Source organism: Brevundimonas sp. NPDC058933, assembly GCF_049315965.1.
Taxonomy (GTDB): Bacteria; Pseudomonadota; Alphaproteobacteria; order Caulobacterales; family Caulobacteraceae; genus Brevundimonas.
Genome location: NZ_JBMOSL010000001.1, coordinates 970,906 through 996,794, shown reverse-complemented (window position 1 = coordinate 996,794; position 25,889 = coordinate 970,906). Strand labels below are relative to the sequence as shown.

Annotated in this window: 15 protein-coding genes; 7 read left to right on the top strand and 8 right to left on the bottom strand. The window is 66.0% G+C overall.

The genetic code is table 11. The features are described 5' to 3' along the window. The first annotated feature begins 19 nt into the window (after positions 1 to 19). A complete protein-coding gene (locus ACOZBP_RS04830; protein WP_422675265.1) occupies positions 20 to 1,162 on the top strand; it encodes a DUF2336 domain-containing protein in 1,143 nt (380 codons plus the stop codon). A gap of 67 nt (positions 1,163 to 1,229) precedes the next feature. Here ACOZBP_RS04830 and ACOZBP_RS04825 read toward each other — a convergent pair whose 3' ends face one another. The 3 genes from ACOZBP_RS04825 to ACOZBP_RS04815 form a co-directional block, all read right to left on the bottom strand. Further along, positions 1,230 to 1,703, bottom strand: a complete 474-nt coding sequence (locus ACOZBP_RS04825; RefSeq protein ID WP_422675264.1) for an Hpt domain-containing protein — start codon at positions 1,701 to 1,703, stop codon at positions 1,230 to 1,232. A gap of 64 nt (positions 1,704 to 1,767) precedes the next feature. Beyond that, the gene (locus ACOZBP_RS04820) at positions 1,768 to 2,547 is read right to left on the bottom strand and encodes an NAD kinase (RefSeq protein WP_422675263.1); all 780 of its coding nucleotides are present in this window, start codon (positions 2,545 to 2,547) and stop codon (positions 1,768 to 1,770) included. A gap of 31 nt (positions 2,548 to 2,578) precedes the next feature. Beyond that, the gene (locus tag ACOZBP_RS04815; protein WP_422675262.1) at positions 2,579 to 3,724 is read right to left on the bottom strand and encodes a DUF2336 domain-containing protein; all 1,146 of its coding nucleotides are present in this window, start codon (positions 3,722 to 3,724) and stop codon (positions 2,579 to 2,581) included. Positions 3,725 to 3,888: 164 nt separating this feature from the next. Between ACOZBP_RS04815 and ACOZBP_RS04810 the strand changes: the two genes are divergently transcribed. The 4 genes from ACOZBP_RS04810 (at position 3,889) to ACOZBP_RS04795 (ending at position 9,908) form a co-directional block, all read left to right on the top strand. Continuing rightward, positions 3,889 to 4,653, top strand: coding sequence for a class II aldolase/adducin family protein (locus ACOZBP_RS04810; RefSeq protein WP_422675261.1), 765 nt, complete (start codon positions 3,889 to 3,891; stop codon positions 4,651 to 4,653). Beyond that, the gene (locus ACOZBP_RS04805) at positions 4,650 to 5,429 is read left to right on the top strand and encodes a hypothetical protein (RefSeq protein ID WP_422675260.1); all 780 of its coding nucleotides are present in this window, start codon (positions 4,650 to 4,652) and stop codon (positions 5,427 to 5,429) included. The genes ACOZBP_RS04810 and ACOZBP_RS04805 overlap by 4 nt, the downstream gene beginning before the upstream one ends. Before the next feature lie 109 nt (positions 5,430 to 5,538). Continuing rightward, complete coding sequence (locus ACOZBP_RS04800; RefSeq protein ID WP_422675259.1) at positions 5,539 to 6,675, top strand: efflux RND transporter periplasmic adaptor subunit; 1,137 nt, start codon at positions 5,539 to 5,541, stop codon at positions 6,673 to 6,675. After that, positions 6,675 to 9,908 carry an efflux RND transporter permease subunit gene (locus ACOZBP_RS04795; protein WP_422675489.1) on the top strand — a complete coding sequence of 1,078 codons (3,234 nt, stop codon included), beginning with the start codon at positions 6,675 to 6,677 and terminating at the stop codon, positions 9,906 to 9,908. Before ACOZBP_RS04800 ends, ACOZBP_RS04795 begins: the two co-directional genes overlap by 1 nt. Positions 9,909 to 9,927: 19 nt before the next feature. Here ACOZBP_RS04795 and ACOZBP_RS04790 read toward each other — a convergent pair whose 3' ends face one another. Further along, the gene (locus ACOZBP_RS04790) at positions 9,928 to 10,455 is read right to left on the bottom strand and encodes a c-type cytochrome (protein ID WP_422675258.1); all 528 of its coding nucleotides are present in this window, start codon (positions 10,453 to 10,455) and stop codon (positions 9,928 to 9,930) included. A gap of 161 nt (positions 10,456 to 10,616) precedes the next feature. On the opposite strand from ACOZBP_RS04790, the gene ACOZBP_RS04785 reads away from it, so the two are divergent. Both ACOZBP_RS04785 and feoB read left to right on the top strand, forming a co-directional pair. Further along, complete coding sequence (locus ACOZBP_RS04785; RefSeq protein ID WP_422675257.1) at positions 10,617 to 10,889, top strand: FeoA family protein; 273 nt, start codon at positions 10,617 to 10,619, stop codon at positions 10,887 to 10,889. Continuing rightward, positions 10,889 to 12,760 (top strand): ferrous iron transporter B, encoded by a 1,872-nt coding sequence (gene feoB, locus ACOZBP_RS04780; RefSeq protein ID WP_422675256.1) that lies wholly within the window; start codon positions 10,889 to 10,891, stop codon positions 12,758 to 12,760. The genes ACOZBP_RS04785 and feoB overlap by 1 nt, the downstream gene beginning before the upstream one ends. A gap of 16 nt (positions 12,761 to 12,776) precedes the next feature. Here the strand turns inward: feoB and ACOZBP_RS04775 are convergent, their stop codons facing one another. From ACOZBP_RS04775 to ACOZBP_RS04760, 4 genes are all read right to left on the bottom strand, one after another. Next, positions 12,777 to 13,403: a TetR/AcrR family transcriptional regulator gene (locus tag ACOZBP_RS04775; protein ID WP_422675255.1), complete on the bottom strand. Its 627-nt coding sequence runs from the start codon at positions 13,401 to 13,403 to the stop codon at positions 12,777 to 12,779. Between the two features lie 193 nt (positions 13,404 to 13,596). Then, positions 13,597 to 15,336 (bottom strand): ShlB/FhaC/HecB family hemolysin secretion/activation protein, encoded by a 1,740-nt coding sequence (locus ACOZBP_RS04770; protein ID WP_422675254.1) that lies wholly within the window; start codon positions 15,334 to 15,336, stop codon positions 13,597 to 13,599. Next, complete coding sequence (locus ACOZBP_RS04765; protein WP_422675253.1) at positions 15,333 to 24,500, bottom strand: YDG domain-containing protein; 9,168 nt, start codon at positions 24,498 to 24,500, stop codon at positions 15,333 to 15,335. The genes ACOZBP_RS04770 and ACOZBP_RS04765 overlap by 4 nt, the downstream gene beginning before the upstream one ends. Then, a complete protein-coding gene (locus ACOZBP_RS04760) occupies positions 24,485 to 25,825 on the bottom strand; it encodes a filamentous hemagglutinin N-terminal domain-containing protein (protein WP_422675252.1) in 1,341 nt (446 codons plus the stop codon). Before ACOZBP_RS04760 ends, ACOZBP_RS04765 begins: the two co-directional genes overlap by 16 nt. Positions 25,826 to 25,889 lie beyond the last annotated feature (64 nt).

Here is a 25,889-nt window from a genome sequence, read left to right as displayed (position 1 = left end):
CCTAGCTCACGAGCTCTTCATGACCGCCTACCGCGCACGACTGACGGAAAGCGACATCAGGCGTCTGATCAGATCTGACGCGGAAGACGAGCGCGCGGCGGCGGCGCACAAGCTGTGCCGCAGCATTGACCGGATGCCCCTGGACGAGGCCGACAGGGCCGCCGCGCAAAAGATTCTGAACGTCATGGCCAACGACGCCGCCGAATTGGTGCGGCGCGCCCTTGCTGTCACGTTGAAATCGTCGGACCTGATGCCGCGCGAGGTGGCGCGCCGCCTGGTCGCCGACGTGGACAGCGTGGCCTTGCCGATCATCAGTTGCTCGCCGGTCTTTACCGATGACGACCTGATTGAAATCATTCGCGCCGGTTCAGCGGTGCGCCAGACCGCTGTCGCGGGCAGGGGTTGCGTGCCACGCGACGTCGCGACCGTGCTCGCGGCGGAAGGTTGCCAGTCTGCAGTGCGCGCCCTGGCGGCCAACGACAATGCGGATATTTCCGAAGCGGCTCTGGGCGTGGTGATCGACCGGTTCAGCCAGACGTCCGAGATCGTTTCCGCCATCGCCTATCGCCAGGTCCTGCCGCTGTCGGTCACCGAGCGGCTGGTCGCGCTGGCCAGCGACGCGGTGCGCGAGCATCTGGTGACGCGCCACGCCGTGGCCCCGGAAACGGCGATCCAGTTCTCGCAGTTCACGCGCGAGCGGGTGACCGTCGATCTGGTTGATCAGGCGCGGGTCAGCAACGACCTGCCGGCCTTTGTCGCCGGACTGAACGCGCGCAGGGCGTTGAATGCGTCGCTGCTGCTGCGCGCGCTGGCGCGGGGCCAGATGGCCCTGTTCGAACATGCCCTGGCCGAGTTGACCGGCACGCCGCACCATCGCGCCTGGCTGATGGTGCATGATGCGGGGCCTCTGGGGCTGAAATCCATCTACGATCGGGCCGGGCTTCCGCCGCGCCTGTTTCAGGCCTTCCGCGCCGGGGTCGATACCTGGCGGGCGCTACAGGCGGAAGGCGGGGATACAGCCAGCGACGTGTTCCGCCAACGCATGCTGGAACGCTTCCTGAGCCAGCGTCCCAGCACGTCGCGCGATGATCTGGCCTATCTGATGGAGCGGCTGGACCAATCGACTGAGATGGCTGTCGAGGCGGCCGTCAGCGCAGCCTAGGCTGCATCCGCTCATGAAAAAGGCGCCCCCAGCATCGGCGGCGCCTTTTCTTTGACCGTCGTCGGCGTCAGGCGAGATGTTCGTTGACGCGCGCTTCCAGGGTTTCCGCCAGTTCGCGTCCGACCGGATGTTCGTCCGTCTGGATCTCATCGCGCACGACCGCGCGGATGGCGTCGATGTGGGCGTCGAGGATCGCTACGGGCGCCTGCATCCGCCTGTCGGCGTCATCCATCATCCGGCACAGCGAGCCCGCAATGCGGGTCACCAGGGGGTATTGATAGGTGGCGCCCAGTCCCTTGAGGTCATGGGCGCGAAAATAGAGGGCTTCCGCTGTCTGGGGGGTATAGCCCTTGGCGCGGATCTCGGCCTGGGCCTGGTCGAGTTTGGTGATTTCGTCCTGCAGCCATTGGCCGAACTGGGCCGACATGGCCTTGAGGGCGGCCTCTGCCTTGGCGATGGCGTCGGCGTCGATGCCGCCGAAACCGCCGACCTTGGCGCGCAGGGGATTGGGCGGGCGAATGACCTGGGGAGGGTTGCTCACGTGACGGGCTCCTGAACTCGTAGCGGACAGCCTAGGCCTGGGAGCCTTAAAAACCCGTGACGTTTCAGCTGGCGAATTGTTCCGCCATGACGCGCTCTTCGAAAGAGCGGCCCGCGTCGAACAGCATGGTCAGGCTGATATCGCGGCGTTCGCGTACCTCGACGCGGGTGACCCGCCGAACTTCGAAGTTGTCGGCGGTGGCGCTGACCGGCCGCTTGTCGGGCTCCAGCACCTCGAAACGCACGCGCGCCGTGTGCGACAGCAGGGCCCCGCGCCAGCGACGCGGGCGGAAGGCGCTGATCGGCGTCAGGGCCAGGCTGGGCGCGTCCAGCGGGATGATGGGGCCATGCGCCGAAAGGTTGTAGGCGGTCGAGCCGGCGGGCGTGGCGACCATGCAGCCGTCGCAGCTCAGCTCCTCCAGGCGCACCTTGTCGTTGATGCTGATGCGCAGCTTGGCGCTCTGGCGAGTCTGTCGCAGCAGGGAGACCTCGTTGATGGCCAGGCCGCTGTGGACCTCGCCGCTTTCGACCCAGGCGTCCATCTGCAAGGGGTGGATGACCGTGCGGTCGGCCTCGGCGAGGCGTTCCAGAAGGTCGTCTTCCTCATAGTCGTTCATCAGGAACCCGACCGAGCCCCGGTTCATGCCGTAGACCGGGGTTCGGCGCTGCAGGTTGTTATGCAGGGTCTCCAGCATGAAGCCGTCGCCCCCGAGTGCGATGACGACGTCGGCTTCCGTCACGGGGACGGAACCGTAGCGTTTGCTCAGCCGCTCGCGCGCCGTTTCGGCTTCGGGGCGGTCGCTGGCGACAAAGGTCAGGGCGAGTGGGGCTGAGGAGGTTTTCACGAAGTCACGCAAGCGGAGCGGATCGCCCGTGTCAAACGGAAGCGTGGTCTGCATCGGCCATCAGCAACCGAAATTCATAGGCGGCCTGATCGGCGGAGCGCTCGGCCAGGCGCCAGGCCGAGCTGTCGGGATCGCGCGGGAAGCCTTTGTTCAGCTTGCGGATTTCAGTCAGAATGGCGGGAAATGCGGCGCGATCCAGCCCGACGGCGATACAGGCCAGGAAGAGCGGCCGGGCCGTGTCGCCGTCGAGCGCGCGACGAACCTGCGTCACTTCGAACCGTCCGAGCATCGCCAGGCCATGGGCGAAGACCCCCAGCTTTTCCTCTCGCAGGGCGCGGATCAGATAGGCGGGGCGCAACTGTCCGGCCGCATGCAGCTTGGCCGCCAGACGCGCATCCGAATCTTCCGGGGGCGCGTCCCAGTCAACGGCGCCGACCTGACCTCCTGCGGTCTCGCCTGCCGTGGTCCGGGCAACGGATCGGACGGCTTCCGCCAGTCGATCCGGGTCGATTGTGAAACGGTCGCTGATCGCCTGGCGCAGGGCGTCGCCGACCCACTGGTAAAGACGGAGCGCCAGAGCCTCGTCCAGGGAGGGGTGACGCGTCAACGGCGCGCGCAGGGCGGCCAACTGACGCGAATGGCCGACCAGGTCGGCGAAGACGGAGGCTTCGATCTGGGCGGTTCGATTCGTAGCCAGAGCCGTCATCACCGCAGGGTCAGCGCCCGCGATAATGGCGCGGGCCACCGCCGCTCCGATGTTGGGGCGCAACGCGACCTGAATCTGATGCTCGATCGAGCAGTCAGACAGAAGTTGCAGCAGGTCTTCGTCCAGCAGCAGCGGGCTGGCGGCGATCACAGGACGGGCGATCTCGATTTCGTCTGCCGCCAGCATGCGCACCAGGGCGGCGGGCGCCCATTCCACCCTGGCCAGCCGCTGAGCCAGGACCTGGCGGATTTCACGTTCTGCGCTGCGGGTCAGGGCGATGAAAATGTCGGCCAGGGCCTCGGGAGCGCCGCCGTGAGCGCCCGCAGACTCGTAGAGCCCCGCCACGCCCATCAGCAACCGGTTCTGATCGTCGGGAGAGCGCTTCTTGGCGAGGTCCAGCAACTGGTTCAAACCTGACAGGGGAACGGCTTGCGACGCGTGCGTCAGGTCTGGCGGAACGACTGTGGACACCGGCGGCTCCGCGTATTGAAGGACGGCCGCCCGGGCCGCGCCGCATAGTCATCCGGCGCGCGTGAAAACAGGGTTAACGAAAAGCTTCCGGGTCGAACGCGGGTCGCTTGACGCGACGCCGGAGCGGGGCGAGGTTCAACAGAACAACGATAAGGGAGGTCGTCATGGCGGATGGATCGGCGTCATCGCTGCAATCGCGAGTGTCGGAGGCCGAGTGGCAGGCGCGGGTGGAACTGGCCGCCCTCTACCGACTGGTGGCGCTTCACGGCTGGGACGACATGATCTTCACCCATATCTCGGCGCGCGTGCCGGGACCTGAGCATCATTTTCTGATCAATCCCTACGGCTGGTATTTCGACGAAATTACAGCCTCTTGCCTGGTAAAGGTCGATCTGGATGGCGTCATCGTTCAGGAGACGGCCAGTTTCATCAATCCAGCGGGGTTCACCATCCATTCGGCGGTGCACGCCGCGCGCGACGACGCCAAATTCGTCGTCCATCTTCATACGGTGAACGGCGTCGGCGTGGCGGCGCAGCAGCATGGTCTGTTGCCGATCAGCCAGAACGCCTGCCTGTTGCAGCATCAGGTGGCCTATCACGGCTATGAAGGACTGGCGCTGAACCATGACGAGCGTGAGCGGCTGGTGGCCGATCTGGGCGACAAGCCGCTGATGTTGCTGCGCAACCACGGCACGATGGCGGTGGGTGAGACGGCCGCTCAGGCCTGGGTCGGGATATTCTTTCTGGAACGGGCCTGCGCCCAGCAGGTGGCGGCCCTGTCAGGCGGACGCGAGCACGTGCTGATGGCGCCGGACGCTGCTCAGGCCGAGACGAAGGACCAGGGGCGAGGCATCGGTTTCATCTCTTCGCTCGCCTGGCCGGGCGCCCTGCGCCAGCTCGAGCGAAAATCACCGGGCTACGACGTGTGAGGGCGGTCGGGGGGCTGATCATCATTGGGGTGCTGGCGGGAGCTTCATCGCCCACGCTCGCCGGCAGCTGGAATCTGCCCAAGGGGCAGGGGCAGGCCATCGTCAAATACGAGGACATACGTGCCGACGAGCGCTTTGGCTCGGATGGCGGGACCGAGAGCCTGCCGACCGAGCGTGTCGACCGGGCGGCGTCGCTTCTCGTCGAGTACGGGCTGACGGACCGACTGACGCTGCAGTTCAAGGGCGAATGGCAGCAAGGGCGCGACGACTACGTTGAATATGAGGGGCAGGGCCCCATCGAGATCGGGGCGCGCTGGCAGGCCTATCGTGACGACGCCAATGTCGTGGCCGTCTACGCAGGCTACGCTCGAAACGGCGAAGGCCGAAATGCAGGCTATGCGCCGCCTGGCGTGGGCGACAGCGACTGGGAGGTGCGGCTGTTGGCCGGTCGCTCCATCGACGGCTCTGGTTCGAAATGGATGCCGCAACGCAGTTTTGTCGAGGCGCAGGTTGCGCGACGATGGCGTCAGGGCCTCCCGGACGAGGTTCGGGTCGATCTGACGGCGGGCGCTCATGTAGGCGAGGACTGGATGCTCATGGCGCAAGGATTTGGAGGCGCCGTGGACGGGGATGGCGCGCGCTGGCTGTCGGTGGAAGTCACGGCCGTGCGCGACTTTGGCGTCTGGAGTCTTCAGGGGGGATGGCGGCAGGCCCTGGCGGGGCGCGACACCCCCGTGGCGGGCGGACCGGTCATCGGCGTGTGGCGACGGTTCTGATCCGCTTTTCGCGACGGAAACCAAACAGCCGGCCGTTACAGATACTTTATTTGCGTAACGACCATGACCCGCTAAGCGGGACCGCTTGTTGTCGGGGAGACTGCGTCGCGTGTTCAAACGCCATTTTTTCATTATCGCGGCGGCGTGTCTGGTAGGGCTGATGGTCCTGGCGGCGGTGCTGAAGATCACCCTGACCGACGACAGCAAGGGTGGCGCTGGCGGTCCGGGGCGCGGCGGTCCCGGCGGCGGACGCGGTCAAGCGGTGGCCGAGGCGATCGCGACCCCGCGTGAGTTTGCTGACCAGATCCGGGTGCTGGGCGTGGCGCGCAGCAAGCGCTCGGTCAACATCACCTCGAACTCGACCGAGCTGATCACGCGCGTCATGTTCACGGACGGCCAGAGGGTCGCGGCCGGCACGCCTCTGGTCGAACTTCAGGCGCGAGAGGAAGACGCCGATCTGATCCAGGCTCGCGCGCAACTGGCTCAGGCCCAGCGCGAGTACGACCGATTCAAGATTCTGGCCGAACGCGGCGTGGCGCCGCGCGTGACCGCTGAAACCGCCGAAACGGCCCTTCAGACCGCCCGCGCCGCTGTGGCTGCGTCAGAAGCCCGTCGCGGCGATCGCGTGTTGCGCGCGCCCTTCGCAGGGGTCTTGGGTCTGACCACGGTAACCCCGGGAACCCTGATCTCGCCCGGATCGATCATCACCACCCTGGACGACACCAGCGCCATTCGCGTCGATTTCCCGCTGCCGGAACGCTATCTGGGCGTGCTGGAGATCGGTACGCCGCTGAGCGCCACGGCGGACGCCTATGCCGACGAAACCGTCTCTGGCCGCATCGCCTTGCTGGACACGCGCGTCAACGAGCAGACCCGCGCCGTCATCGCCCGCGCCGAATTCGCCAATCCCGGCAATCGCATCCGTCCCGGCATGATGATGCGGGTCGCCGTGCAGCAGGGCCGTCGTCAGAGCCTGTCGGTTCCCGAAGCCGCTGTTCAGTATGAAGGGCAGGGCGCCTTCGTTTATCGCATCGCGCGCGGCGAAAACGGCGCGACCGCCCAGCGTGTCGAGGTGCAGGCGGGCGCGGTCGAAGGCGGCTTCGTCGAAATTCTGTCGGGCCTCGACAACAACGACCGCGTGGTTGCGTCCGGCCTGAACCGTATCCAGCCGGGCGCGCCTGTCACTGTCGGCGGCGCGGGCCAGCAGAAGGTCGCCCCGGGCGCGGCCACGGCGGCCCGCAAATGATGCTGTCCGATGTTTCGGTCCGTCGTCCGGTTTTCGCGGCGGTCGCGGCCATTGTCCTGTGCGTCATCGGTCTGGCGGCCTTCTTCTTCCTGCCGGTCCGCGAACTGCCGGACGTCGATCCTCCGGTCGTTTCCGTCAGCACCTCCTACGCCGGCGCCTCGGCCGAGGTGATCGAGAGCCGGATCACTGAGCCGATCGAGCAGCAGATCGCCGGCATCCAGGGCGTCGAGCGCATCAACTCGACCAGCCGCGACGGCCGTTCCAGCGTCAACATCGAGTTCTCGCTGGACCGTAATATCGACGACGCCGCCAACGACGTGCGCGACCGGGTTTCGCGTGTTCAGGGCCGTCTGCCGGATCAGGCTGATCCGCCGGAGGTGGCCAAGGCCGATTCCGACAGCCAGCCGATCATGATCATGTTCCTGCGCTCCACGACGATGAATCGTCTGGAGCTGACGGACTATGCCGACCGCTACCTGGTCGACCGTTTCGCCACCGTGCCCGGCGTGGCCCAGGTGAACATCTTCGGCGAGCAACGCTACGCCATGCGCATCTGGCTGGACGCCGCCGCCATGGCGGCGCGCGGTCTGACGGTCAACGATGTCGAGACGGCCCTGACCAACCAGAATGTCGAACTGCCCGCCGGTTCGCTGGAGTCGGCGCAAAAGGATTACACCGTCCGCGTGGCGCGCACCTATGCGCGGCCGGCCGACTTCGCCCAACTGCCCATCGGCACGCGGGGTTCGGCGTCGACGGCGACGGGCGCCCAGAGCTCGGGCACGCTGGCGGCCGCCACCACGGCCATGACCAACGGCGTGACCGGCGCCCTGTTGGGCAACGCCGCCTATGTCACCCGCCTGGGCGACATCGCACGGATTGAGGAGGCGCCGGCTGAGGACCGCCGCCTGTTCCGTGGCAATGGCATTGACCAGATCGGCCTGGCCATCACCCGTCAGGCCCAGTCCAACGACCTGGCGATTTCCGAGGGCGCTCGCGCCCTGATGGAGCAGGTGACCCCGACCCTGCCGCCGGGCACGACGCTGGAAGTCGGGTCCGACAACTCGGTCTTCACCTCCCACGCGATTGACGAGGTCTGGATCACCATCGGCATTTCAATGGCGCTGGTGGCCCTGGTCAACTTCATCTTCCTGGGCAGTCTGCGGGCGGCGATCATCCCGTCGGTGGTGGCGCCCATCTGTCTGCTGGCGACCTTTATCGTCCTGGCCCCCCTGGGCTTCTCGCTGAACCTGCTGACCCTGTTGGCCCTGGTGCTGGCGATCGGTCTGGTGGTCGACGACGCCATCGTCGTGGTCGAGAACATCCAGCGTCGTCTGGATCATGGCGAGCCACCGCTGATCGCCGCCGAGCGCGGCGCGCGTCAGGTCTTCTTCGCCGTCGTGGCGACCACCGTGGTGCTGCTGTCGGTGTTCGCCCCGCTGCTGTTCCTGCCCGGATATGTCGGTCGTCTGTTCGTGGAACTGGCGGCGACCATTGCGGCGGCTGTGGCCTTCTCGGCATTCCTGGCGCTTACCCTGTCGCCGATGATGGCCTCCAAGATCCTGAAGCCGGCTCACACTGGCGGCTGGGTGGCGCGTCGTGTCGACCGGGCCATGGATGCGCTGAAGAACTCCTACGCCAACTCGCTCAACGCCCTATTGGGGCGTCGCATCGCCTTGGGCGGGGTGATTGGTCTGATCGTTCTGGTCGCGGCCGGAGCAACGGGCATCTTCCTGCATCTGCCGAATGAGTTGGTGCCGAATGAAGATCGGGGGCGCGTGACGTTGCGGATCGCCGGCCCCGAAGGCGCGGGCTTCGACTACACCCGCAGGATCATGCTGGGGCTCGAGCCCATCCTGGCCGAGTATCGTGACAGCGGCGAAGCGGCCAACTTCCTGATCTCCGCGCCGGGTTTCGGGGGTTCAGGCTTCAGTTCGGGCAGTGCGGTCCTCAACCTGGCCGACTGGTCCGAGCGCAAGCGTTCGGCCGATGAGATCGCTCAGGAGTTGAACGGCAAGCTGCGCAGTCAGACGGACGCCCAGGTCAACGCCTCCACCCCCGGCGCCTTCCAGCGCGGCGGCGGCAACTCCAACTCGGTCGAGATGATCGTGACGGGTTCCGAGTACGGGCCGATCTACAACTGGTTGCAGCCCATTCTTGCTGCGGCCCTCGAAAATCCGGGCCTGTCGCGGCCTCGCCTCAACTATGAGCCGAATGCGCCGCGCCTGCTGGTCGATGTCGATCCGCAAAAGGCGGCGGCCCTGGGCGTGTCGTCGCAACAGATCGGCCGTGCGCTGGAAACCATGTTCGGTTCGCGTCGCGCCACGACCTACATCAAGGGCGGCCAGGAATACGACGTCATCTTGCAGACCGACCGCGACAACCGTCGCAGCGTGGCTGATCTGGAGGCTCTCTATGTCTCGACCGGCGCGGGCCAGTTGGTGCCGCTGTCGGCGGTGGTCACCACCCAGACCTCGGGCGACACGCCTGATCGTCGACGGCTGGACCGCCAACGGGCGATTACCTTGCAGGCCGATCTGAACCCCGGAACGACCATTGACGACGCCGTGGCCTTCCTGAACGCAGAGGTCGCCAAGCAGCCTCAGGGCGTCGGCACGATCCGCTGGGGCGGGGCGGCGCGCGATCAGCAAGAGGCGGGCAGCGCCGTGGGCTGGGCCTTCGCCCTGGCCCTGCTGCTGGTCTTCCTGGTGCTGGCGGCGCAGTTCGAGAGCTGGATCACCCCGGCGGTCATCATGCTGACCGTGCCTCTGGCGGCGGCGGGCGGGCTGTTCGGTCTGCTGATGGCGGGCTCCAGCCTGAACATCTACAGCCAGATCGGCCTGATCATCCTGATCGGGGTGGCGGCCAAGAACGGCATCCTGATCGTCGAGTTCGCCAACCAGTTGCGCGATCAGGGACGGACGATCCGCGAGGCGATCATCGAATCCGCCAGCCTTCGTCTACGCCCGATCATCATGACCTCGATCGCCACCGCCTTCGGCGCCCTGCCGCTGATGCTGTGGCAGGGCGCCGGCGCCGGCAGCCGTCAGACCATCGGCGTGGTCATCTTCACCGGGGCGATGTTCGCCACCATGCTGACCCTGTTCGTGGTGCCGGTCATCTATGGCGTCCTGGCCCGCTTCACCAGGTCGCCGGAATACACCGCCCGCAAGATCGAGGAATGGGAGGCCCAGGAAATCGCCGAGGGCAAGACGCCGGACATGACGCCGGGTTAGGTGGCTCTGGGCTTGATCGTCAGGAAAGCGGGGCCGTCGCGGAAGCGGCGGCCTTCGCCGTTTCCGGCTTGAAGCCCGTCTCGACCTTCAGGAAGGCGATGACGTCGCGGCGGTCCGTGGCGTCGGGCAGGCCGGGATAGGTCATCTTGTTGCCGGGCAGGAAGGTGCGCGGGTTCTGCAGCCAGTGATCCAGCTTGTCCGCGTCCCAGCTGAAGCCCGCCGTCCGCATGGCGTGAGAATAGCTGAACTTGGCGTCGGACCCGGCCGCACGGCCAAAGACGCCATAGAGGTTGGGGCCCGTCATGTTCGGTCCACCCGGCGTGATCGTGTGGCAGGATCGGCAGCGGGCGAAGACGCGGCGGCCGTTTTCCAGATCACCGGCGCTGTAGGGAGCGGGCAGCGTCGCCAGCATCGCGACCTTCTCGGCCTCGGTCAGGGCGGGGGGCGGCGGGGCCTTGGGCGTTCCGGTCGCAGGCGGGGTGTTGTCGCCGCACCCCGAGAGGCCCATCGAGACGACGACAGCGGACAGGATCGAAATATTGCGCATAGCGGGCTCCATCGTATGACCTCCTTAAGCTGGACCGCGCGACTTGCCGATGGGCATTTGGTCCCAAGGGCGCGCGTTATCGCCACTGGACGCGCAAGGCGTGCGGCTGATAGTCGCTTTCATAAAGTATGAACGGCGCGACCGCCGTCGTAATGAGCGCCATGACCGACACCATCAAACTCAGCCAGGCCCGACGGGGTGATCGCGGCGTCATCGTTCAGGTCGGCGTCCAGGGCCACCACCATGAGCATGAGGCCGAACTGGAGCGTCGCCTGCTGGAGCTCGGCTTCGTCGAGGGCGCCCAGGTCGAACTGCTGCACGAAGGCCTGTTCGGACGCGATCCCATCGCCATCAGGGTGGACGACATGCGTGTCGCCCTGCGTCGGCATGAGGCGGCCAGTCTGACCATTCGTCTTGATGGGGGAGCCCTCTGATGGACATGGCCGTTCGCACCGCCCGTATCGCCCTGGTCGGCAATCCTAACAGCGGCAAGACCGCCCTGTTCAACGCCCTGACCGGCGCGCATCAGAAGGTCGCCAACTACGCCGGCGTGACCGTCGAGCGTAAGGAGGGGCGGATCACCGCCGCCGATGGCCGCACCCTGTCGGTGCTGGACCTGCCCGGCACCTATTCCCTGCGCGCCCGCAGTCTGGATGAGGAAGTCACCCGTGACGCGGTCCTGGGGACCCTGCCGGGCGAAACGCCGCCGGACGTGGTCATCTGCGTCGCCGACGCCACCAACCTGCGGCTGGTGCTGCGTCTGGCGCTGGAGCTGAAGCAGGTCGGACGGCCGATGGTGCTGGCCCTCAACATGTACGACATCGCCCAGCGTCAAGGTCTGAGGATTGACCTGGAGAGGCTGTCAGCCGAGATCGGCGCGCCGGTGGTTACGACGGTGGCGACCCGCAAGCGCGGCATCGCCGAACTGGTCGCCGCCGCTCAAGGACAGGCTGATCTGGCGGTGGGCGAGACCCACAGTGAATGGCACGCGCCGTCCGCCGCCGAAATCCGCGTCGCGCACCGCGAGGCCGAGCGCATCGTCAAGGCGTGCGTGCGTCCGCCCGAACGGCCGGATACCCTGACGGGCAAGATCGACAGCGTCCTGCTGCATCCGGTCGCCGGTCTGGCGATCCTGCTGGGCGTCCTGTTCGTCATGTTCCAGGCCGTCTTCACCTGGGCCACACCCGCGATGGACGGCATTGAGGCTCTGTTCGCCCTGGTCGGCGGCTGGGTGGCGGCGGTCGTGCCAGACGGCCTGCTGCAAAGCCTGATCGTGGACGGCCTGATCGGCGGGGTCGGCAGCGTTCTGGTCTTCCTGCCGCAGATTCTGATCATCTTCTTCTTCATCATCGTGCTGGAAGATTTCGGCTACATGGCCCGCGCGGCCTTCCTGATGGACAAGATCATGGGCGGGGCGGGGCTGCATGGCCGCGCCTTCATTCCGCTGTTGTCCAGCTTCGCCTGCGCCATCCCCGGCATCATGGCGACGCGGGTGATCGAGGCGAAGCGCGACCGCCTGACCACCATCCTGATCGCGCCGCTGATGACCTGTTCGGCGCGCATTCCCGTCTATGTCCTGATCATCGCGGCCTTCATCCCGAACGAGACGGTGTGGGGCTTCGTCAGTCTGCAAGGGCTGGTGATGTTCGGGCTGTACGCCAGCGGCATCATCAGCGCGCTTCTGGTCTCGGTGGTGATCCGCAAGGTCTTCTGGCGCGGCGCGGTCGAGCCCTTCATGATGGAGCTGCCCGCCTACAAGACGCCTGACATCAAGAGCGTGCTCTTCAATCTGTGGCTGCGCGCCAAGATCTTCATGCGTCGCGCGGGCAAGATCATCCTGCCGTTGATGATCATCGTCTGGGCGCTGTCGACCTTCCCCTATCCGCCGGAAGGCGCGACGGGACCGGCCATCGACTATTCGTTCGCCGGCATGATCGGCAAGACGCTGCAGCCTATCTTCGCGCCCATCGGCTTCAGTTGGCAGATGGTGGTGGCCCTGGTGCCCGGCATGGCCGCACGCGAAGTGGCCGTGGCGGTTCTGGGCACGGTCTACGCCGTCGCCGGCGCCGAGGAAAATGTCGGCGCCCTGGCTTCGGTCCTGTCCGCCGACTGGTCGTTGGCCACGGGTCTGGCCTTCCTGGCCTGGTATGTTTTCGCGCCTCAATGCCTCCCGACCATCGGCGTCGTGCGCCGCGAAACGGGCTCGCTGAAGTGGACCCTGATCATGGTGGGCTACATGTTCGGCCTGGCCTACCTGGGCGCCTTCATCGTCTACCATACCGCCGTAGCGCTCGGCGGCGGGTGAGAGGCCGACGGGGTCTTCAGCGTCCGGTCGTCAGCTTGACGACAATGTGCGCGGTCGTGTCGATAATGGCCTCCGCCGTGTCGGCGCGCCGCATCAGGGCGAAGCCGGCGGCGACCGATTCGACCAGGTTGGCCGTTTCATAGGACGTCAGGCGCGGGTTGAGGCCTTCGGGATGATATCCGCTGGCGCGCGCCTGGGCGATGCGCCGCTCCAGCGCGAGGTGAAGCCGTCGCAGTCGTCGGATGCGGCTCTCGGCGAAGGCGGGCTCGCCCTTGTCGGCCAGCATGTGTTCAACCCGCAGGACGGGCCCGTGCTCGTCCCAAAGGGCCAGGACCTCGGTGACATAGGTGCGCACCGCCTCAAACGCTCGGTCGCCAGACCAGTCGGCGTGGATGTGCGACGACAGCCGCTGGAAATCCTCGCCAGCCTCCTCGCACAGCACCAGAAGCGCTTCCTCGACGGATTTGAAATAGGTGTAGAAGGTCGGCGCCGACACTTGAGCGGCCTGCGCCACGTCCGCTGCGCGGATCTCTCCCAGGTGCCTCTGGGTCAGAAGGCCGCGGAGGGCGTCGACAATGGCGCGACGGGTGCGCGCGCCGCGTTTGCCGATCTTGTGGCCCAGCTTGTTGGTCGTCTCTGACATGGGAGAAGTGAGGCGGCCGGAGAGGGGAGGTGCGGACGAACAAGCCCGTTTGCTGGGGAGTGAACCCTGCGATCACCGCGTTTCACAGCCTTTCGCCGCCCTGGTCAAGCTCAAGGCTCGCGCGTGAGGCTCAACGTCAGCGGTCACGACCGCGCATCCGTCCGGGGGCTGACGATCGGATCGCCTGTCCGTCTCAGAATCCCATTGAAACCACGACGGCGGCCAGGGTGTGTCGATCATCGGCGCCGGGCGCGCGGCGCAGTTGGTGGCCGACTTCGAACTGGACGGCGAACGCGTCTTGGAAATTGTAGTGGATGTTGAAACCGACGCTGGCCAGTTCGGCGCCTGACTGAAGCAGGTCGGGAAAGGCCGTCCTCTGATCGACGTCCGCGTAGTCGAAAAATACGCCGAGTTGCAGACTGTCCCGAACAGGACTGTCGCGCTCCAACAGACGTACGAAGCTGAAGGCCGGCGCACGCAACTCCGTGCTCAGCAGGTAACCCTGACTGCCCAAGGCCGTGTTGCTGTCATAGCCGCGTACCGTCCCCAGCCCCCCGGCGCCGATCTGCTCGCTGTAGGGCAGGTTGGTGCTGGCGATCTGCGCCAGGCCGCGCACGATCCAGGTGACGTCGCCAGGCAGGCGGGTGGTTCGCGTGACCGTCAACCGATCATAGCCATAGGTCGCGTCGGAACCGGGCACGAGCGCTCGAATGTCTTCATCCCCGTTGTGCACGGTGACATTGCCTGGAGAGAAGACCGCGAGGTTCTCGATCTCCGTGCTTCCCCAATCGTCCGGAATCGACAGGCTGTAGATGAAGGGAAACTGCACAATCTCCACATTGGTGCGAAGTAGCCGGAATCCTTGGAATTCCAGATTGTTGTCGACGTTCTTGTAGTCCAGTCCGATCTGATAGGTCTGGCTGGCGCGGCCGATATCTTCCAGCCGGTGCGAGAATCGGCCGCTAAGCTGGGCTGAATGGCCCTCGCTGCCGAATCCGAATGCGATCTCGGGCTTCTGTTCCGCATAGGCGCCGAACAGAAGCAGGCGGGTGCCGCCGTGCATGGGAATGACGTCGCTGAACGAGTGCGACTGATACCGACCCGTGAAACTGCGTGTGTACTGATAGGAGAAGATCTGGCCCGCGCCGAAAAGATTACCGGCGTTGAAGCCTATGTTCCATTCGGCCCTGCCCAGGTTGGGAACGCCCTGGTTGTCATAGCCGCCGTAGACGCGGATGGGACGTTCGTCCTTCGCCTCGACCACGACGTCGCTATAGCCGGTGATTTCGCCGGGCTGGACCACCGCGTCGACCGCAAGGAAGGGGTTCTGGTTGAAGTCGTCCAGCGCCCGACGCATTCGAGGCAGGGTCAGAACCTCGCCCGGCTGGAGATTGCCGTAGCGCCTGATCAGGCTGTCCGAGAAATGATTGGCGCCCGAGACCCGGACCTCGCCCAGTCGGTATTCCGTCACGACGATCTGGACGATGCCGTTCTGGATATTCTGTTCCGGAACGCTGACTTCGAGAAAGGGGCGTTCGGAAGCGACGTAGGTTTCACGGACGGCCGCCGTGATCTGTTCCAGGGTCGATCGGGTCAGGGGGCGGCCGAGAAAGGGCGCCATGTCAGCGGCGAACCCTGGGCTTGAAAGGAGGGGCAGGCCCGGCGCAGCGACCTCGCCGTTCGGCACGTAGGACGCATCTACGCCCCGGGGCTCGAATGAGGCCAGGCCGGGCACAAAGACCAGTCCGTTGAGGGCGGGGGCAAGAACCGTCGGATCGTTCGCGGGAGGGGGCGGCGGGGCCGGGGCCTGCACCTGCGGGCTCGGTCGCGGCGCCGGAGGGACCGGAATGACGCGCTCGAAATCCTGCGCCCAGCCGACGGCGGGCGTCGCCATGAACGCGGCGGCCGACAGGAGTAGGATTTTATGTTTCAAGGCTGCAATCCGCCGAGGTTGATGGTTGCGGGCGGGGCCTGGAATCTCAGCGTCCAGCGCTTGTCCCGGTCGCCCTGGATGAGCACCTGATCGGTGGAATTCAGGACTGGAGCGCCGCTGGCTATTGTCTCGCTCGTTGGAGATTGCTCGATCGTCATTGGCGTGATCACCACCCCTAGATCGCCGAAGCCGTTGGTCCGGCCGAGATACAGCCCCTCTTCCGACGGATAGGGGATGAAGGTGCGAGGATTGCCGATGGTATAGGCGAGTTCCAGCGTCAGGCAGGCTTCGGATGGATCCGTCAGGCAGTCCGGCGCGATCGGTCCGGTCGACGACGTGATTTCCCCCGGACCCTCCGCCGTCGTCGGCAGGATGTAGTTGGACAGCAGGGTGCCGCTGTCGGCGACGAAGTTCGGATCGCTCAGTTGCGCGGTGACCGTTCGGGAGCCGGACGCCGCGCTGTCGTACTGGCCGACCGTCTGGGTGATGGCCGCGCCCTCGCCGGGAGCGAAGCCGGCCGTCGCATAATTCTCGGGCGTGAGCGTAGCGGTCGTTGTCCCGTCGAAGCGCTTGGATGGATAGCCGACGATGGATGCGGTCAGGATCGCGCGGTCGATCGTTCCGCCGCCGGCGGCCGATGTCGGCAACACATAGTTGGACAGAAGCGTGCTGGACCCCGCAGCGAAGTCAACGCCCGTCAGCGTGGCTGATACGCCGCGAGACCCCGCGTCCTTGCCGTCGTAGAGACCTCGATCCCGTGTGACCGAAACGACGTCGCCGCCCACCAGTCCGGTCAGCAGGAAGTTGGACGACTGGAGATAGGCCGTTGTCGTGCCGTCGTACGGCCGGCGAGGGTCGCCGATGATCGCCGCCACGAGAGCGGCAGGGTTGATCTGGCCCGCTCCGGACGCGCTTGTCGGCAAGACGTAGTTGGACAAAAGGGTGCCGGACCCTGCCGTGAAGTCGCTCGCGCCGAGGGCGGCCGTGACCGTGCGCTCGCCGGCGTTCCTGGAGTCGTAGACGCCCACGGTCCGGGTGATGGTCGCGCCCTGTCCTGCGACAAAGCCGTCGAGGGTATAATCGGCCGAGGTCAGCGTCGCACCGGCCGTGCCGTCATAGGTCTTGATCGGGCGGCCCGTGATGATCGCGGTCAGCATCGCCTGGTCGATCACGCCCGTTCCCGAAGCGATCGTCGGCAGGATGTAGTTGGAAAGCCGGGTCGATGCGGTCGGCGAGAAGTCTCCGTTGGCGAGCGTGGCTGTCACGGCCCAGGTCCCTGCGTTCGGCGACGCATACCGGCCGCTGGCCTGGGTCACCGAGCTTCCTTCGCCCGCCGCAAAACCGGAAAGGACAAAGTTCGAAGGCGTGAGCAGGGCCGCCGTCGAGGCGTCATAGGTCTTGCGGACGCCGACCAGCATGGCGGTCAGCTGCGCGGGCGTGATGGTCCCGAGGCCGACCGCATTCGCGGGGACGGCGTAGTTGGAGATCAGGGTGCCGGCGTTGGGCGCAAAATTCTCTGCAGCCAGATCTGCCGTGACGAGGTGCAGGCCGACGTTGGGGTCGGCATAGGCCCCCGATGTCTGGGTCACGGACGCCCCCTGGCCATCGAGGAAGCCGGTGACCCTGAAGTTGTCCGCACCGAGCAGGGCGGTGGTCAGCCCGTCGTAGGTCTTCGTGGGATTGTTGGTGATGACGACGTTGAGCGGGGCCGGCGTGATTGTTCCCGTGCCCGTCGCCACGGGCGGCAAGATGTAGTTGGACAGCCTGGTGCCGGGATCGGCCACCAGATCGGCGCTGCCGAGCGCGGCCAGGACGCCCCGCGTTCCGGCATTGGCTGAATCGTACAGTCCGCGCGTTTCGGTGACGGTTGCGCCCTGTCCGGCGACAAAGCCGCTGAGCTGGAAGTTGGATGCCGACAAGGTGGCCAGCGAATTGGCGTCGTAGACCTTGGTCGGGTTGTTGATGATCGCCGCAATCAGTTGTCGGGCCGTAATGATCCCCGGTCCTTCGGCGGTGGTAGGAAGGATATAGTTGGAGAGCAGCACGCCGCTTCCGGCGGAAAAATCGCCGCTGTCGAGCGTTGCCGTGATGTTGCGGACGCCGATATCGGGTGCTGCGTACATGCCTGCCGTCTCGCCGACCGTGACGGTCTCGCCCGGCGCCAGGCCGACAAGGCGGAAGTTGGCTTCCGCCAGCGTGGCCAAGGTCGTGGCGTCATAGATCTTGGTCGGCACGCCGATAATCCTGGCCAGCAACTGGGCGGGGTCGATCGTGCCCGCGCCAGATGCGGTGGTGGGCAGGATATAGTTGGACAGGAGGGTGCCGCTGTCCGCTGTGAAGTCACCGGCGAGGAGTGTCGCGGTCACGGAGCGCGAGCCGGCATTCTTCTGGTCGTAAAGGCCTTCAGCCTCGACCACTGTGGCGTTCTCGCCCGCGATGAAGCCGTTGAGCTGATAGTTGGCGCTGGTGAGGACAGCGCGGGTCGTGCCGTCGTAAGATTTCGTCGGGTTGTTGATGATCGCAGCGGTCAGGGCCTTGGGATCAATCGTTCCCGCGCCCGATGCGGTGGTCGGCAGCACGTAGTTCGACGCCAGCGTTCCACCGCCGAAACTGAAGTCGCCGGTGGAAAGCGTCGCGGTGACCAAACGGGGGCCTGCGTTCGGGGAATTGTAGAGGCCGTCGGACTGATCGACCGTGACGCTGTCGCCGGTGACGACGCCCAGAAGTTGATAGTTGCCGCTGTTCAGGAAGGCGGCGACGCCACCGTCGTAGATCTTGCTCGGATTGTTGATGATGGCGGCGATCAGCGCCTTGGGAGTGATTGTGCCGGCCCCGGTCGCGAGGACCGGCAGACTGTAGTTCGCCAGCAGGGTGCCGGTATCCGCCGTAAAGTCGGATGATCCCAGCGTGGCGACGACCGTGCGCGAGCCGGCGTTCGGAGAATCGTACTGGCCGCTGGCCTGAGTGACGGTCGCGCCCTCGCCGGCGATGAAGCCGGTCAGCTCATAGTTCCCGCCCGTCAGGACCGTCGCGCGTGTGCCGTCGTAGGTCTTGGTCGGATCGCCGATGATCGCGGCGGTCAACGCCTTCTGCGTGATCGTTCCCGCTCCCGATGCGCTGGTTGGCAGAATGTAGTTGGAAAGCAGGGTGCCGCCGTCGGCGGTGAAATCGCCTGCGCCCAGGTTCGCGGTGACCGTGCGGCCGCCGGCGTTCTTGCTGTCATAGGTTCCGACGGTCTGTGTAACAGCGGCGCCTTCGCCTGCGATGAAGCCGTCGATCTGGAAATTGCCGCCCGTCAGGATCGAGGCTGTCGCGCCGTCGTAGACCTTGGCAGGATTGTTGATGATGCTCGCGGTCAACGACTTGGGATCGATCACCGCCGAGATGCCCGTCGGCTGGATCAGTACGTAGTTCCCGGCGTCAACGCCTGTCAGCACGTAGCCGCTGGCGTTGACCAGGTAGCTGCCGACGTTTGCCGAGGGGAAGCTCGCGGTCGAGGCGGCGCTGTCGACCCCGAGATCGTCTGTGAGCAGCGTGCCCGCCACGACAGTCCCGCCATTGTCCAGCGTGAGATTGACCGTGCCGTCGTAGATCTTGGTCAAGGCGAGGACGCCATCCAGCGTGACGCTGGCGCTGGTGATCTCGCCGATGGTGTCTGTCAGGCTCGACGTGATCGAATAGTTGCCGGCGTCGGCGCCCGCGATCGCCAGGCCGGACAGGGACACGCTCTTGTTGATGCCCACATTCTTGTCGGCATAGCTTCCGCTGATGCCCGAGGTGTCGACCGTCACCACGTCGCTGCCGACCACCCCGCCCAAGGTGTAGGCCGACGCCGCTGTCGGCAGGTTGGTCAGGGCGTTGTAGACACGCTCGACCCGCAGCAGGGTCAGCAGGGCCTGGGTGATGTTCGCCGTCAGGTAGGTGGGTTGTGAAAGGATGTAGTTGCCGGCGTCCGCGCCGCCCAGGGTGTAGCCCGTCGTCGTCACAGGCTTCGCCACGCCGACGTTTCGGTCGTTGAACTGGCCGACGGTGGTCAGGACGAGGTTCAGATCGTCCGATCCCAACCGGCCGCCCAGGGTGGTGGCGGCGTTGTCGATGATCGCCGCCGTGTTCCCGTCGTAGACCTTGCTCTGTGCGACCGCGCCGATGACCGATGCGGGGGCAGGGGTGATGGCGCCGGCGCCGCTAGCGGATACCGGCAGGATGTAGTTGCTCAGCAGGGTGCCGGCGCCTGCGGTGAAGTCGCTTGAATCCAGAATGGCTGTGACCGTGCGCGAACCGGCGTTCTTGGTGTCGTAGACGCCTGCCGTCTCGGTGACCGTGGCGCTTTCGCCCGCGACGAAGCCGCTCAGGCTGTAGTCTGCCGATGTCAGCGTGGCCGTGGTCAGGGTGTCGTAGACCTTGGTCGGGTCGCCAATGATTGCGGCCAGCAGCTGCGCTGGCGTGATGACCCCTATCGGCGCCCCGACGACCCCGGGGGCGACGAAATAGTTTCCGGCCTGCGACCCCGTGAGGGCCAGGCCGTCCAGCGTCACATTGATGCCGCCCGAGACGACGCCGCCGCTCAAGGCGCCGCCGACGTTCTTGTCGCCATAGAAGCCGCTTATCGCGGCGGTGTCCGCGACTACGGCGTCGCCGCTGTAGACGCCGGTGAATCCGTAGGCCGAGCCCGCTGTGGGCAGGCCCACCGTGCCGTCGTAGACCTTGGTCACAGAGGTCAGGGTGATCGGCGCCGGGGTGATGTCGGCGGTCAGGCCCTGAGGCTGGATCAGGGTGTAGTTGCCCGCGTCCGCCCCTCCGATGGTGTAGCCGGATGCGGTCACGCCGATGCCGGTTCCCGCATTGGCGTCGACGAAGTTTCCCGTGGCGGAGCCCGTGTCGAGATCCACGACATCGCTGCCGAGCACGGTCTGCAGCCCGGCGCCCGTGCTATCCAGGACGGCGGCTGTCGTCTGGTCGTAGACCTTGTTCTGGGCGGTGACGCCGATAACCAGCAAATCAGCGGGCGTGATGACGCCGATGGCCTGCCCGAAGATGTCCGGCGAGATGATGTAGTTGGCGGCGTCAGCCCCCGTGATCTGGAGTCCGGCCAGGTTGATGACCTTGCCGCCGATGACGGTGTCGCCGCTCAGGGCGCCGCCGACGTTCTTGGTGTCATATCCCCCGGTGATCGTGCTGGTGTCGACCGTCACCGTGTCGCCGGTGAAGACGCCCGACAGGCCATACCCGCTGCTGGCGGACGGAAGGGCGGTGGTGGCGTCATAGATCTTGCGCACCCAGGCCAGCGAAAGGTTGGCTTGCGTGATGTCCGCGAACAGTCCGACCGGTTGAAGCACCGTGTAGTTGGCGGCGTCGGCGCCTGCGATGGCGAATCCGGCCGCCGTGACGGGGATGGCGGTTCCCACGTTCTTCGTGGCGAACGCTCCGCTGGCGCCGCCCGATACGACGCTGACCGCGTCGGCGCCGAGCACGCCGGAAAGGGATGCGGACCCGGTGTTCAGAAGGGCCAGGGTGGTGGCGTCGTAAACCTTGTCATTAGCGGTGACGTTGATCACCTGCACCTGGGCTGGCGTGATGGTTCCGGTGCCGCTCGCAGATGTCGGCAGGACGTAGTTGGCGAGATTGGTCGAGCCCGTGCCCGTGAAGTCGCCCGCGCCCAGCGTGGTCGTTACGGAGCGCGCCCCGACGTTCTTGGTGTCGTAAAGGCCTGCGGTCTGACTGACGGTCGCCCCTTCGCCAGAGACGAAGCCCAGCAGCTGGTAGTTGTTTGCGCCCAGGAGCGCCGCCGTCGTGGCGTCGTAGATTTTGGTCGGGTTGTTGATGATGGCGGCGTAGAGGGCGGCGGGATTGATCGTGCCGGCCCCGCTGATGCTGGTGGGGAGGCTGTAGTTCGACAGCAGCGTGCCGGCGCCCGCGACGAAATCCGACACGACCAGATCGGCGGTCACGATGCGCGCTCCGGCGTCGGCGGAATCGTATCGACCGTTCGAGGACTGGGTGATCGTCCCGCTCTCGCCGGCGATGAAGCCGCTCAGACTGTAGTTGCCGGCGGTGAGGTTGGCCGTCGTCGCGCCGTCGTAGGTCTTGGTCGGATTGCCGATGACGGCGCCGGTCAGCGCTCGCGGGATGATATCGGCCACGACGCCGGAGGGCTGGCTCAGCGAATAATTGCCCGAACCTGGTCCTGTCAGGGCGAAGCCGTTGATCAGAACCTGAAGATCGACGCCCACGTTCGTCTGGCGGAAGGCGCCGGATGCGCTTGTGGAGCCGAGCCCGACAAGGTCGCCCGCCAGAACGCCCTGGAGGCTGACGGCGGACAGATCGAGGCTGGCGGTCGTCGTCCCGTCATAGAACTTGTCGAGGGCCACGACATTCGCGACCGTGAGGCCGCGCGGCGTGATGTCGGCGCTCAGGTTCGCCGGCTGATTGAGAATATAGTTGCCGATATCCGCACCGGACACGGTAAAGCTGCTGGTCGAGACGGCAATATCGTCGCCCACATTCGCCGTGGCGAAGACGCCCGTCGAGGCGCCCACGTTCAGCAGGACGTCATCGCCCGCGACCACCCCGAACAGATCGGCCGAACCTGTGTTCAGAAGGGCCGTGGTCGTGGCGTCGTAGGTCTTGTTCTGGGCCGTGACGTTCAGGACGAATAGGGGGGCCGGGACGATCGTCCCGGGACCGAAGGCTTCAATCGGAAGGATGTAGTTCGACGCCTTGGCCGTGCCGAAGATGAACTGCGAGGGCGCCAGCGAGGCCAGGATATTTCGCGCGCCTGCGTTGCGGCTGTCGTAGACGCCGGTAACGACCGGAGAGATCGACACGGTCTCGCCCGCCACCAGGTTGTTGAACTGGAAGTTGCTTGGACCCACAAGCGCGAGCGTGGACCCGTTATAGATCTTCGTGGGGTCTCCCACGATCGAAACAGAGAAGGGCCGGCGCAGAATCGTCCCCAGACCGGTGGCGTCGGTGGGCAGATTGTAGTTGTCCAGGTTGGTGCCCGGATTGGCGATCCAGTCGCCAGAGTCGAGGAAGACCAGAACCGACCGCTGTCCCGCGTCCGCAAGGTCGTACTGGCCGACGGTTTCGGTGATCGTGGCGCCTTCGCCCGGGATGAAGCCCGACACGGTGTAGTCGGTCGGCGTGAGCGTCGCGATCGTGTTGCCGTCATAGGTCTTTGTCGGGTTGCCGGTGATCCCGGCGAAGATCCCTATGTTCGGCGTGATCCGCGTGATGGTTCCCGGACCCTGGGCGTTCGACGGCAGGACGTAGTTGGCGATGTTGGTGCCGGGATCGCCGTTCAGATAGGAGGCGTCGATCGCGGCCGTGATATTCCACACGCCGGCGTTTGACGAGGCGTACTGGCCCGCGGTCTGGGTGACGGTCGCCCCCTGGGTCCCGATAAAGCCGCTGACCGTGAAGTTCGAGGGCGTCAGGCTGGCGTTGGCGTTGCCGTCATAGCCCTTTGTCGGGTTGTTGATGATGGTGATGGACAGGATCGCCGGGGTGATCTCGCCCATGCCTGTAGCGGAGGTGGGCAGGATGTAGTTCGACAGGAGCGTGTTGGTCGCCGCGATGTAGTCCTGCGGCGTGAGGTCCACGTTCACGGCCCAGACGCCCACGTTTGCCGAGGCATAGGTCGCCCCGGCGGCCTGGAAGATCGAGATGCTTTCGCCGGGCGCCAGGTTGCTGAAGGTGAAATCGGTCAGGCCCGGGCGAGCCAGATTTGTGCCGTCGTAGATCTTGGCGGGATAGCCGGTGAGATCGACAGCAAGAGGACGGGCTGTAATGTCCGCGCTCAGCGGTCCGGTGCTGAGTTGCAGGTCATAGTTGCCGGCGTCCGGCCCGGTCAGGCTGATGCCGCTGATCGTGACGGGGATGTTCGCGCCGACATTCTTCGAGGCGAAAAGGATGGAGCCGCCGGGCGAAGCGACAGGGGTGATGCTGTCACCCTGGAAAAGGCCGGCGGCCGTGATGTTGGACAGGTCGACGGTCGCGGTCGTGGTTCCGTCGTACACCTTGTCGTTGGCTGTAATTCCGCTGATCACCAGATTGGCCTTGGTGATGTCGGCGGCGAGGCCGGAAGGCTGGGCGACGACATAGTTGCCCGCGGCGGAACCTGTCAGGCTGAAGCCGGTGGCGGCGACGGCGATGTCGCTTCCGACGTTCTTCGTGGCGAACGTGCCCGCAGCCCCGCTCGCATCCAGCGTCACATCGTCGCCTGACAAGGCGCCGAAAACGCTGACCCCGCTCGTGTTCAGCGTCGCGGTCGTGGTTGAATCATAGACCTTGTCGTTGGCGATTATGCCGCTCAACAAAAGCTGCGCGGGGTTGATCGTCCCGGCGCCGCTGGCGGATGTGGGCAGGACGTAGTTGTTCAGATCGACGCCGGCGCCGACGGTGAAATTGGTCGGGGCCAGCGAGGCTGTGACCGTGCGGGCGCCGGCGTTGACGGAATCGTAGGCGGCCGATGAGGCGCCGTTGATGGTCAGGGTCTCGCCCGCCGCCACGCCCGAGACGTCGAAGTTCGCGGTCGTCAGCGAGGCGGTGGCGGTTCGATTGTAGGTCTTGGTGGGATTGCCGATGATCGCGGCGGTCAGGATGGCCGGGGTGATGTCCCCTAAGCCTGAGATGGGGCTATTGACGGCATAGCCGTAGACAGGGATTCCGCCGTTCGTCGCCTGGAAATTGCTGCCGGTGATCGCGATTCCCGTGCCCGCATTCTTGCTGGCGTATGCGCCGTCCAGCGTCCATTGGTCGCCGCCGAGCAGGCCGGTGACGGTGGTGTTCGAACTGTTCAGGAAGGCGGTTGTCGTGCCGTCATAGCTCTTGGTGACCGCCCCGATCGTAACGTTGGCTGTCGGAGCGGCGCGGAAGAGGACGGCGTCGCCCGTCGTCGCCGCAGTGCCCGTGAACGCATACTGGTAGAAGTCCGGAACCAGCCCGCCCAGAGTCGCCGAGGCGGGGTCGTCGACCAGAACGAACCAGTTCGATGACGACGATATTGCGCCTGCGCCCGCCTGATTGTCGAAGGACGCCGCTGCTATGCCCACGCCCCCTGAGGCGGCGAGCGATCCTCCCGGAGCGATGGTCACGGTTCCCGCGACGCCGGCCAGTGCGGGAAGCCCCGTCTGAATGACCGAGGCCGTCACCGGCGCGGCCACGACGACATCCCCCCCGCGCTGAATGTGAACCAGCCGCCGCCGGAAATGGCGGCGTTGATGTCGAGGTTGCGGAAGGCGTTGAGCGTCAGGTCGCCTGCGCCCGTCCAGATGATGGGAGCCGCGACGGTAATGTCGCCAGCGCCGCCCGAGCCGCTGGCCGTCTCCTGAACCACGTTCGAACCGGCGTCGAGGCTGGCCACCATGGTAGAGGCGGCGGCGGCGTCGATGACAAGGTCGGTGGGGTCGAGCAGCCATTCTCCGCCCGCACCCGGCAGAATGGTCGCGGCGCCGATTTCGACCTTCAGGCCCGAGGTCTCGATGCGCCCCGGACCACCTGGCCCGCCGGCCAGAATAGAAACGCCGTCCGAGATGACGGTCTTGTCCGCCAGGTCGCGACCTTCGCCATAGGAGGATACGCCGATCAGGATCTCACCGCCCGCCGCGCCGCGCGCGTCGAGCACGGCGCCGGAAGCCAGGACGACGTCGCGGCCGTTGATGCCGATCTGGCCGCCGCCGCCGTCGATGCGGGTCGACGCCAGCCCGCCCTGCACGATGATCTCGCCCTTGGGGGCGGTCAGCCAGAGTTGGCCGTCGATGGTGCTGGAACCGGTGGCCTGGATCAGACCGTCGCGATTTCCGGCCAGGGTGTAGATGTTGCCGCCCGCCGCTTGCAACGAAACGGCTGCCGCGCGGATTCGCCCGTCCTGGGTGATGTCGCCGCCGCCCGTGCCGGTCGAGACGTAGAGGCCCCCGTCCTTGTCGTTGGTGCTGGCCAGCAACACGTCGTCGGCGGTCGCCAGTGTGGCGCGACCGTTGGCGGCCTCGATCGTGCCATGGTTTTCGATCGAGCGCGCGATCATCACCACGCTGCCGGATTTCGAGACGATGCTGCCCCGGTTGACGATCCCGCCCGCCGTTGATCCGGATACGGGGAGCGGACCGCCGGACAGGAAGGCGTCCATGTCCATCTGACGCGTGGAAGCGACGAAATCGCCGCCGGCGATGACCCGACCGCCGGCGCCGACGATCACCCCGTGCGGGTTCATCAGATAGACGGAGCCGGTCGACGACAACTGCCCGTCGATCTGGGAAATCTGGCCGCCGAGCACGCGGTTCAGCGTCGCTCCGTTTCCATTATCGATGGTGACGCTGTGGCCGGCGGCGATGGAGAAGGCGCGCCAGTCTATCACCCCTCTGGCGGAGCCCTGTCTGATCGCCAGGCTGGTGTCGGACGGTTGACTGATCACGCCCTGACCGGCGACGAACACGCCTCCCGTCGGCAGCGGCGCCTGCACCTGGGCCGACGCCCCCTGTGCGGACGCCAATAGTGCAAGCCCCAGGGTGGCGCTGGCTATCCTGAACGAACCCAGTAACCATAGTCCGCGAACA

Coding starts and splice junctions, on each gene's coding strand:
- ACOZBP_RS04830 (WP_422675265.1), top strand. CDS start 20: ATGACCGCCTACCGCGCACGACTGACGGAAAGCGACATCAGGCGTCTG.
- ACOZBP_RS04810 (WP_422675261.1), top strand. CDS start 3,889: ATGGCGGATGGATCGGCGTCATCGCTGCAATCGCGAGTGTCGGAGGCC.
- ACOZBP_RS04795 (WP_422675489.1), top strand. CDS start 6,675: ATGCTGTCCGATGTTTCGGTCCGTCGTCCGGTTTTCGCGGCGGTCGCG.
- ACOZBP_RS04790 (WP_422675258.1), bottom strand. CDS start 10,455: ATGCGCAATATTTCGATCCTGTCCGCTGTCGTCGTCTCGATGGGCCTC.
- ACOZBP_RS04785 (WP_422675257.1), top strand. CDS start 10,617: ATGACCGACACCATCAAACTCAGCCAGGCCCGACGGGGTGATCGCGGC.
- feoB (WP_422675256.1), top strand. CDS start 10,889: ATGGACATGGCCGTTCGCACCGCCCGTATCGCCCTGGTCGGCAATCCT.
- ACOZBP_RS04775 (WP_422675255.1), bottom strand. CDS start 13,403: ATGTCAGAGACGACCAACAAGCTGGGCCACAAGATCGGCAAACGCGGC.